The sequence below is a fragment of the Bradyrhizobium sp. genome (genome assembly GCF_016462955.1).
Taxonomy (GTDB): Bacteria; Pseudomonadota; Alphaproteobacteria; order Rhizobiales; family Xanthobacteraceae; genus Bradyrhizobium.
The window spans coordinates 3,591-12,666 of sequence record NZ_JAEMSD010000175.1; the positions used below are offsets into that span (position 1 = coordinate 3,591).

A 9,076-nucleotide genomic window follows, 5' to 3' on the forward strand; every position below is an offset into this window, starting at 1 on the left:
ACACAATTGCCGGGCAGACCAACCTGCTGGCACTGAATGCGACCATCGAGGCGGCGCGCGCCGGGGATGCCGGCCGGGGTTTTGCCGTGGTTGCTTCTGAAGTTAAGGCGTTGGCCGAGCAGACCGCGCGGGCAACCGGGGAGATCGGGCAGCAGATCACCAGCATCCAGGCTGCGACGCAGGAGTCGGTTATCGCAATCAAGAACATCAGCGGGACGATCGAGCGTCTTTCGGAGATATCCTCCACCATCGCAGCGGCCGTGGAGGAGCAGGGCGCCGCCACGCAGGAAATCGCGCGCAATGTCCAGCAGGCCTCTCAGGGAACTCAGCAGGTCTCGTCCAACATAGTTGACGTGCAGCGGGGTGCCACGGAGACGGGCGGTGCCTCGAGCCAGGTGCTGTCTTCGGCGCAATCGCTCTCCGCTGACAGCAACCGGCTGAAGGCGCAGGTGCAGAGCTTCCTGAGCACGGTGCGTGCCGCTTGACGTATCGCGGATGGCGCCCGCTGTTGCCGGACGCCATCCATCCATTCAATCCACTTCAATCCGGTGTCGAAATGAGCAACGTCACGACCCTGAGACCGAGCGATCCTCTGTTGCAACACCGTCTGATCGCAGCCGACCTCATCACGCAGAGCGAGGAGACCAGGCAAAAGGCCAACATATACGCCGAATGCTTTGCCGGTCTCGAATCAGTCATCGACAGCCTGAACGGCGCCAAGCGGCATGGCTATCGGATCCGCTTCCGCTCGCTCCAAAGCGAGTTGAAAGCCGCAATCGACGAGTTGATGACTCTGGAGGGCGAGCTCATCGACATTCGCCGATATCTGGCACGGCAAGCGGCAGTGACGACGAAACGCGCGCCGTCAGACGCGGAGGCTCTGCCTGCGAAGGTCGCTGGGCAACATCCCGTAGGTCTTCCGAAAGGAGCGGCTGAAGTGGGTCAGGTCTGAAAAGCCCCAACCGAAGGCGATTTCACTGACGGGGCGATGTGCCTGGCCCGGATCCTCGAGCGCCTGGCGGCATCGCGCCAGGCGCTTGGCCTGAACGAGGCGCATCAGCGAACTGCCCTCTTCGGCCAGGAGCTTGTTGGCATGGCGGACGCTGATACCAACCTGCTCGGCGATCCCCTGCGGGCACAACGCGGTGCTTTGCAGCCGAGCCTCGATTGCCCGGTGAATGCGCCAAATGAGCTGGGCTTTGCCGTTCGTCGCCCGAGGAGAGTCTCCGCTCGCGCCGAGCGAGAGCGCGATCTGCTCAAGCGCGTGTGTTCCGATGGTTTCTTCGCTTGTGCGGTCGAGTGTGCCATTGAGCTTCGGCAGGTTGGCAGCAAACAGCAACGTAAGATGATCCTGCGGTCGCATCGGCGTGATGCACCGGCCCGCAATGTCCAGGTTCAAGCCCAGCCTCGCCTCGAGTTCCGTGCGCGGAACCTTGAGGATCGCCATGGAAGATTGTTGGGGAAAGTCCACCGTGTGCGGGATGCGCGGATCAACGCATAGCAGCGAGCCCGGTTCTGCGGCAACCCGCCGATCGCTCTGCTCCAGCAGAATGCGACCCGCAAAGGAGCAAAACAGCAGGATCACATTGGGATCAGACTCGGCGGCTTGCCGGGTTGTACATGTGGCCCGCACCGGCGAATTGCGCGATGTAACGAGGCCAAGCGGCCCCACACGGCCGATCGACAGTTCGGCTGCGAAATTCTCGCGATCAGAAGACCAAGCGTCGTGATCCGCGACCCGTTCGCTTGTTGCTGCGTGCCAGAAGGCGAACCGGTCTCGCGGGTGCACCCCGGCGGTGGAGAATGCAAGCTCCATCACTCTTTTTCCGATTCCTCCTTGGCCGAACGATTGGGCCGAGCAGGCCGAGCAGGAGAAGGTCTCTCCGGCTAGGCTGAATGCCACGACCAACGCCCACTACGATCGGCGGCGCGCCGCTCGTTCTTTGGCACGAGGCATATGCCCAACGCGAGACGTAATTCTACGGATGCGGCTGATGCCGGAGCGCCCGCGAGGCTCGTGCTGGCTCTGGACGATGAGCCCGCAGTTTGTCAGGCAGTATCGGCAGTGCTGTCGAGAGCCGGCTTCGAGGTGGATTGCTGCAGCGATCCTCTCTCATTCGTCGAGGCGTCCATCAAGAAGGCTCCAGCTTGCATCCTCCTCGACGTGGTGTTGCCCGAGGTTTCCGGTCTCGACATTCTCGGTGAGCTCTGCAGCAAGGGCTGCCGTGCGCCGGTCCTGATGATCTCGGGGGAAAGCAATGTCGCCACCGCGGTCCAGGCCTTGAAGAATGGCGCGACGGATTTCATCGAGAAGCCATTCCGCGGCAGTGAGCTTGTCTCACGCGTCACCGCTGCGTTGGATGCACCGCGCCAAAAGGCGACGCGTGCAATCTTTCATTTTCCCAGCCGCCCGCCATTGACGTTGCGCGAGCAGGACGTGCTCGCCGAGCTGATTGGCGGGCAATCGACGAAAGAGATCGCCACCCGACTCTGTCTGAGCCCAAGAACCGTCGAGAGCTATCGAGCCAACATCATTCGCAAGGTCGGCGCAAGAAATCCTGCCGATCTGGTTCGCCTTGCGATCATTGCGCTGAGAAGGTGACTTGCCGCTATCCCGGCCAAGCTCAAGCCGCCGCTTAAGTTAGCGGCGCCTTGGAGTGCACTATGCGGGCGCAGGTCTGTGCCTAACCGATAGCGGACGCGCCGTACTGCCCTGGGGCCGTCCGCGTTGTGACCCTTGCGGACAGATCGAAATCCGGACAGACCGAATGGCCGAGACGAGAAGCACTGCGGCCCGGCTAGGGAAGTCCCTTTGTCATCGTGAAGGGATTGAACCCACGTTCCGCGAGGGCGGCCCACGAAGCTGCGCCAAGATGTGCCAATCGGAAATAGTAACGCGGCTTGCTCGGGTCGGTGTCCAACACGAACCCCGTCGGTAAGGCGCGGACCGTCGTGGCATAGAACCCACCATCGGGCGACCTCTGGGATTTGACGACAGCGATCATCGAGTCTGCCCTCTCGGTCTTGCCGAGCAATTTCATCAAGAGAGCGAATTGGCCGGTCCCTTCGGTCCACACACCGTCTCGGTCTTCACCGTAAGAAAAGCCTCCGCCGACACTCATTCGCTGTTCAGCGGTCGTCATCGCCGATGCGAATCTCCCGGCCGCTCCGCGAAGTGCTGTTAAAGGCCAGATCTGGGCATCCAGAGCCAGAATCGGATTATGTGTGACACCGTCGTCAGCGGTCCCTGCGGCAAAACAGGCACAGCCCGGATTCCACATCGTAGTTACGAAGTACTCGGCAACATTTGCTTTTTCGCGCCAGCGCGAATCGCCTGTACGGATCGCAAGAAGGCCAAACGCGGCGGCGAGGTCGGTATTGTGTTCAGTCGATTTCCACGTCCGCACCTCCGGCGTCGGTTCGTGCCCGAACGTACCACCCGTGAAACCGCCAGTCCCGCGCGTATCGGCCCATTGCGCGACCCAGGCGCCAAGCCGTGCTGCACCATCGCGGAACCGCGAGCCGGTGTTGACGTCATCGAGCGACAGCAACGCCAACATGGCCCATGCCAAGTTACCGACATCGCTGCCCACCTGATATCGGTCCTCCAACCATTTGTTTTGAGTATTGTCCCACCATCCTGGAAGTTTGACGGGGCCGTTCGCCACAGCACCCGCGGCGTAAGCGTTCCTGAGGCGGCCATCATGCCAGGTGCGGTCGTTGTCGATGGCCCAGAGAATCGCCGAGCCAATTCGATACGCCTTGTCTCGCTTGCCGCAACCGACCAACGCGATGACGGCTACCGCATTGTCGTAGAGGTAGGCCGCGGCATGGAGGGGCCCCGATTGGACGGTCGGATAGCTTGGCAGGAACAGTGGCCCAGATGGTGATGTCTTGTCGATCAGGCCAGCGAGGTATCCGCACGCTGACGTTTCCGGTGTTGCTTGAGCCCGGAGTGAAGTGGCAACCATAATGATTGTGAAGGTCGCTACGATCCGTACCAAGGTTGCTGTTCGGCCCACTTGCTGTTCTCCCGGTGGACGATGGTCCTATTTACGCCCAGCGGGCGACATCTTGAAGGGGTCGATCTGTGAAGTTGTGCCTCGCGTGCCGGAAGCGCCGGTTACCGAAAAGCTGTGGCAACGACTGAGTTATTGCCCAAAAAGAAAGGGCCAGCGTGTAGCTGACCCCTTTTGCAGCACTGTAGCAATAAAGAAAGCGCTCACTTCTTGCACTTCTTGGCCGACTCTTTGTCTGCGTACGGTCCACAATTGTAGGCGTTGTTCAGTTCGTCCATCGTCTGCGGCCAGCTATCCATGGAGCCCGCCCGGGCACCACCCTGGGTCGTGCCGCCGCTTTTCAGTTGCTGGGAATGACGTGGGTCTGCTTGTGCATCAACCGCGAAAGATGCGGAGAGAAAGCCGGCTGCAAGAAGGCCGACGATCAGCGTCTTGGTAATCATGGTTTCGTCCTTTTGGAGTTCGAGTTCAGCACCCGTTGGTGACTACGCAAAGCGGACGCGTTCAAAGATCGGCGCTCAGCGAGCGCCCGGTCGATGATATTTCGTGACGACAGTCACGTAGGGGCGCACGGCTATCCCATTTGAGAGTTTCCCCTGTGGCCATCCTTCGAGACGCCCGCCGGAGGCGGGCTCCTCGGGATGAGGTCCGAGTGCGCGGCAGCAGTTCCAACGGGCACTGACGCTGATCAGCCTCATCCTGAGGAGGCGCGTTGGCGCCGTCTCGAAGGACGAGGCGTGCGCACAGACCGCCGCCACAAGTCGTATGCGATGGCCCTGCGTACGGACGAGAGGGTGATGAGACACCAGAGAGTGTCGGCGATCTCGAATGGTGACGTTTTCAGCGGAGACGCTTCACGATCTGCGAGCTTGCTCCGTGTTCCGTCGCATCTCCGAGCTCCGCTGGAAGCATCGGTGAGGGGTTTGAATACCGCTGCCACCTAGAGTCCTTGAACGTTTGGAACTCTCATGCGTTACTCCATGCGTGACTCGGCGGATGACGGCGATGCGCCGTCCGCCATGACGATGCGGTGACGGAGTTCGGCTCTTGCTCAGACTTTACAGGTGGCCGTCCGGCGACTGGCACGGCATCGCCGAAATGCCCTCGCAGATCATCTGGGCCGACCTGCTCAACGCCACCGAGGATGAAAAGCAGTTCGTCGAGCGACAGCTCGGCATCCGCATTCCCTCCGAGGAGTCGCTCAGCGAGATCGAGGCGTCGAGCCGCCTGATCCTCGAGCACGGCACACTCTATCTCAGCTCGCCGGCGGTCCGGGTCAACGAGGCGGGCGAGGCGGAGATCACGCCGGTGGGGTTCGTGATTGGTCCGCGCGTGCTGGTGACGGTGCGCTTTGCAGAGCTGCCGATCTTCGACGACATCGGCAAGCGGGTCGGCTCCGACGACAGCCTCGAGAACGGCATGTGCGTGTTCACCAGCCTGATCGAGGCCATGATCGACCGGGGTGCCGATGTCCTGGAGCATCTCGGCGTCAAGGTCGATCAGCTGTCGCGGAGTGTCTTCAAGGGTGGGTTGGTGCGCACCGGGCGGTCGCTGCGCTCCAGCCGCAGGATGCGGGAGGCGCTGGAGAGCATCGGCGAGCTGGCCGACCGGCTCGCCAAGGCGCGCGATGTCCTGCTCGGGGTGGGCCGTATCGCCTCGTTTGCCGGTGACGTCGGCAGCGAATGGATCACGGCTTCGTCGAAGAAGCGCCTCGAAGCGGTGTCGAAGGACGTCGTCTCGCTCAGCGACTACGAGACGCGATTGTCCGACAAGATCCAGCTGCTGCTCGATGCGGTGCTCGGCTTCGTCAACATCCAGCAGAACGAGCTGTTCAAGATCCTGACCATCGTGTCGGTCGTCGGCGTGCCGCCGACCATCCTGGTCGGCATCTGGGGCATGAACTTCAAGCACATGCCCGAGCTGGACTGGACCGTCGGCTATCCGCTGGCGTGGCTCGCGGTCATCGCCAGCGGCGTGCTGCCGCTGATCTGGTTCAAGCAGCGCGGCTGGCTCGATTGATAGCCGGTTTCGTAGGGTGGGTTAGGCTCGCGGCTGCGCGAAGCGCATCCGCGAGATGTAACCCACCGTCGGTCTCGGCGCAGTGACCGCAGCGGTGGGTTACGCCTTGCCGACCGCGCTTTGCGCGGCCGCCAAGGCTAACCCACCCTACACCTGCCGTTGCTCGTCAGATCATGCCGCTTTGGCCTCGACGCTGCTAATCCAGTCGCGGGCCAGCGTCACGTCGGCTTGCGACAATTGGTGACCCGCCGGCAGGACCTTGTGGGTCACCTTTGCGCCGGCGTCCGACAACAGCGCTGCCAGCCGTGCCGAATTGCTCGCCGGGACGATCGGATCGGCCTGGCCGGAGAGCAGCAGCACCGGCTTGCCGCCGAGTGCCACCTTCGGCGGATCCGACAACGGCACCATCGCGCGCAGCAGGATCGCGCCGGCAAGCGTCTCCGGCTGCAGCAGCAAGAGGGCGGCTGCGATGTTGGCGCCATTGGAGAAGCCGACCGCGACCGGCGCGGCGATGCCGTAGCGCTGCCGCGCCTCGCCGACGAACTGGCCGAGCTCGCGCGCGCGGCGGGCTACGTCCTCCTCGTCGAACACGCCTTCGGCGAGACGGCGGAAGAAGCGCGGCATGCCATGCTCGAGCACGCGTCCGCGCGGCGAGAGCAGGGCGGAGCCTGATGAGACCATCTTGCCGAGCCCGAGCAGGTCGTTCTCGTCGCCGCCGGTGCCATGCAACAGCAGGAGAGGAGGGGAGCCCGCGCTGGTGGCGGGCTCGAAGCGATGGATGAAGGCGGTTTCGGTCATGACGCGGTCTCTTCCAGGTTCGGCAGCACGCCCTCGATCTGCTTGCGATGCTGCTCGAGGAAAGCCGGCAGCTTCAACTCGCGGCCCAGGCTCGCGACGGGCTCGTCGACCGCAAAGCCGGGGATGTCGGTCGCGATCTCGAACAGCACGCCGCCGGGCTCGCGGAAATAGATCGAGCGGAAATAATTCCGGTCGCGCTGCTCGGTCGGGTGCAGGCCGTGATTGCTGACGAGCTTTTGCGCCATGTTGCCCTGCTCGGCATCGTCAGCCGCGCGGAAGGCGATGTGGTGCACCGAGCCGCCGCCTTGATGGCCCCGCAGGAAGCCCTTGGCCTCGTAGATGTCGACCACGCTGCCTTCGACATCGCCTGATACCTTGAAGCGGATCACGGAGCCTTCGCGGCCGGTTTCCTTGAAGCCGAACACGTCAGTGAGGACGGCGGCCGTCTTTGCCGCGCTGTCGAGCAGCAGCGTCACGCCGTGGAAGCCGCGGATCGCATGCTCGGCCGGCACGTCGCCATTGCTCCAGCCGGGCTCGTTCTCGGCGCCTGATACGCCGACCAGCGCGAGCGCCATGCCGTCAGGGTCGGTGAACGGCAGCACGGATTCGCCGAAGCGCTTCTCCAGTGCCTCGTATCGGATACCCTTCTCTGTGAAGCGCTGCGTCCAGTAGCCGAGCGAGCGCTGCGGCACGCGGAAGGCGGTCTGATGGGTCTCGCCGACGCCGCGGCGGCCCGAGGGCACGCCGGCCCAGGGGAAGAAGGTCAGGATCGTGCCGGGGCGGCCGGTCTCGTCGCCGTAATAGAAATGATAGGTGCCGGGATCGTCGAAATTGACCGTCTTCTTGACGAAGCGCAGGCCGAGATCCCTGGTGTAGAAGCCGAAATTGCGGATCGGGTCGCCGGCAATCGCGGTGACATGGTGCAGTCCAGACATTGTCATCCTCCAAAAATTGGGGAGCGCTTTGCTCTGGTCGGAAATATTGTTCTGGTTTGGATTGGAGACAATCCATGCGATTATGACGGCTATGTCTACGTTTTGGAAACAATCGCCGGGGCCGGCCCTTGGATAAGCTGGGCAGTCTCCGCGCCTTCGTGAAGGTGGTCGAAAGCGGCAGCTTTGCCGAGGCCGGCCGGCAGTTGCGGCTGTCGCGCTCGGCGATCAGCAAATACATCGCCGACCTCGAAGGGAGCCTCGGCGTGCAGCTGTTGAACCGCACCACGCGCCACGCCAGCCCGACCGAGAACGGCCAGCGCTATTTCGAGCGCGCGGTCGTGATCCTCTCGGAGATCGAGGCGGCCGACCAGGCGGTGAGCCAGGCCCAGTCGGCGCCGCGCGGGCTGCTGCGCGTCAACGCACCGATGTCGTTCGGCACGATGCGGCTCGGGCCGGTGCTGGCCGATTTCATGGCGCGCCATGGTGAGCTTCAGCTCCAGGTCGTGCTGAGCGACGACCTGCTCGACCCCGTGCAGGACGGCTTCGATGTGACCTTGCGGATCGCGGAGCTGGAATCCTCGAGCCTGATCGCGCGAAAGATCATGCCGGTGGCGCGCATGATCTGCGCCTCGCCGGATTATCTCACGCGCCACGGCACGCCAAAGCACCCGCAGGACCTGCGCGAGCATGCTTCGCTGACCTACGGCTTCCTGCTCACGGGCAATCAGTGGAAGCTCACTGGCCGCGATGGCGATCACTGGATCCAGCCGGCCTGGTCGCTTTGCGTCAACAATGCCGAAGTGCTCCGCGACGTCGCGATCAAGGGCAGGGGGCTGGCGCTGCTGCCGGAGTTCATCGCGGCTGACGCGTTGAAGAAGGGCGAGCTGCGGACGGTACTCGACGACTATTCCGCGCCGCCGCTTGCGCTGTACGCAGTCTATCCGCCGACGCGGCACCTGTCGCTGAAGGTGCGGCTGTTCATCGATTTTCTGGTGGAGCGGTTCGGGCGGGACGAGGTCGCCTCTCGCTAACGCCGCAGCGTAAACTCGTCCGCGCCGCGTCGCTGCTCCCATTTCGCCTGCTCGAGCTCGGGCTGATCGCACTCGGTTTCCGGATAGCCGATGCAGAGATAGGCGATGAACTTCCAGCTGTCGGGCACGTCGAGAACGGCGTGCATGCGCGCAGGGTTGAGGATCGACACCCAGCCGAGGCCGATGCCTTCGGCGCGGGCGGCGAGCCACATCGCGGTGATGGCGGCGACCACGGAATATTCCGTGGTCTCCGGCATGGTCGCGCGGCCGAGAC

At 63.3% G+C, this 9,076-nt stretch carries 11 protein-coding genes; 5 read left to right on the forward strand and 6 right to left on the reverse strand.

Features of this window, described 5'->3' with window-relative positions; all coding sequences use genetic code 11:
* Together JHD07_RS18685 and JHD07_RS18690 are read left to right on the forward strand one after the other, a co-directional pair.
* A partial coding sequence (locus JHD07_RS18685) for a methyl-accepting chemotaxis protein (RefSeq protein WP_291624624.1) occupies positions 1–485 on the forward strand: 485 nt, incomplete at its 5' end.
* Between the two features lie 23 nt (positions 486–508).
* Entirely contained in the window at positions 509–952 is a 444-nt protein-coding gene (locus JHD07_RS18690; RefSeq protein WP_291624625.1) for a hypothetical protein, read from the forward strand.
* Here JHD07_RS18690 and JHD07_RS18695 read toward each other — a convergent pair.
* Entirely contained in the window at positions 866–1,816 is a 951-nt protein-coding gene (locus tag JHD07_RS18695; RefSeq protein ID WP_291624626.1) for a helix-turn-helix domain-containing protein, read from the reverse strand. The genes JHD07_RS18690 and JHD07_RS18695 overlap by 87 nt on opposite strands.
* Before the next feature lie 201 nt (positions 1,817–2,017).
* Here JHD07_RS18695 and JHD07_RS18700 point away from each other — a divergent pair, with 201 nt between their 5' ends.
* Entirely contained in the window at positions 2,018–2,602 is a 585-nt protein-coding gene (locus JHD07_RS18700; RefSeq protein WP_291624627.1) for a response regulator, read from the forward strand.
* 196 nt (positions 2,603–2,798) lie between these two features.
* On the opposite strand, the gene JHD07_RS18705 is transcribed toward JHD07_RS18700, so the two are convergent.
* Both JHD07_RS18705 and JHD07_RS18710 read right to left on the reverse strand, forming a co-directional pair.
* Positions 2,799–4,022, reverse strand: coding sequence for a hypothetical protein (locus tag JHD07_RS18705; protein ID WP_291624628.1), 1,224 nt, complete (start codon positions 4,020–4,022; stop codon positions 2,799–2,801).
* 200 nt (positions 4,023–4,222) lie between these two features.
* Entirely contained in the window at positions 4,223–4,462 is a 240-nt protein-coding gene (locus tag JHD07_RS18710) for a hypothetical protein (RefSeq protein WP_291624629.1), read from the reverse strand.
* 604 nt (positions 4,463–5,066) lie between these two features.
* Here JHD07_RS18710 and JHD07_RS18715 point away from each other — a divergent pair.
* Positions 5,067–6,038, forward strand: a complete 972-nt coding sequence (locus JHD07_RS18715; RefSeq protein WP_291624630.1) for a magnesium transporter CorA family protein — start codon at positions 5,067–5,069, stop codon at positions 6,036–6,038.
* A 171-nt stretch (positions 6,039–6,209) separates the two neighbouring features.
* Here JHD07_RS18715 and JHD07_RS18720 read toward each other — a convergent pair whose 3' ends face one another.
* Together JHD07_RS18720 and JHD07_RS18725 are read right to left on the reverse strand one after the other, a co-directional pair.
* Positions 6,210–6,836, reverse strand: a complete 627-nt coding sequence (locus JHD07_RS18720) for an alpha/beta hydrolase (protein WP_291624631.1) — start codon at positions 6,834–6,836, stop codon at positions 6,210–6,212.
* Entirely contained in the window at positions 6,833–7,771 is a 939-nt protein-coding gene (locus JHD07_RS18725; protein WP_291624632.1) for a ring-cleaving dioxygenase, read from the reverse strand. The genes JHD07_RS18720 and JHD07_RS18725 overlap by 4 nt, the downstream gene beginning before the upstream one ends.
* 128 nt (positions 7,772–7,899) lie before the next feature.
* Between JHD07_RS18725 and JHD07_RS18730 the strand changes: the two genes are divergently transcribed.
* Positions 7,900–8,802: a LysR family transcriptional regulator gene (locus JHD07_RS18730; protein ID WP_291624633.1), complete on the forward strand. Its 903-nt coding sequence runs from the start codon at positions 7,900–7,902 to the stop codon at positions 8,800–8,802.
* Here JHD07_RS18730 and JHD07_RS18735 read toward each other — a convergent pair.
* On the reverse strand, positions 8,799–9,076 hold a 278-nt coding region (locus JHD07_RS18735), incomplete at its 5' end, for a nitroreductase family protein (RefSeq protein ID WP_291624634.1). The genes JHD07_RS18730 and JHD07_RS18735 overlap by 4 nt on opposite strands.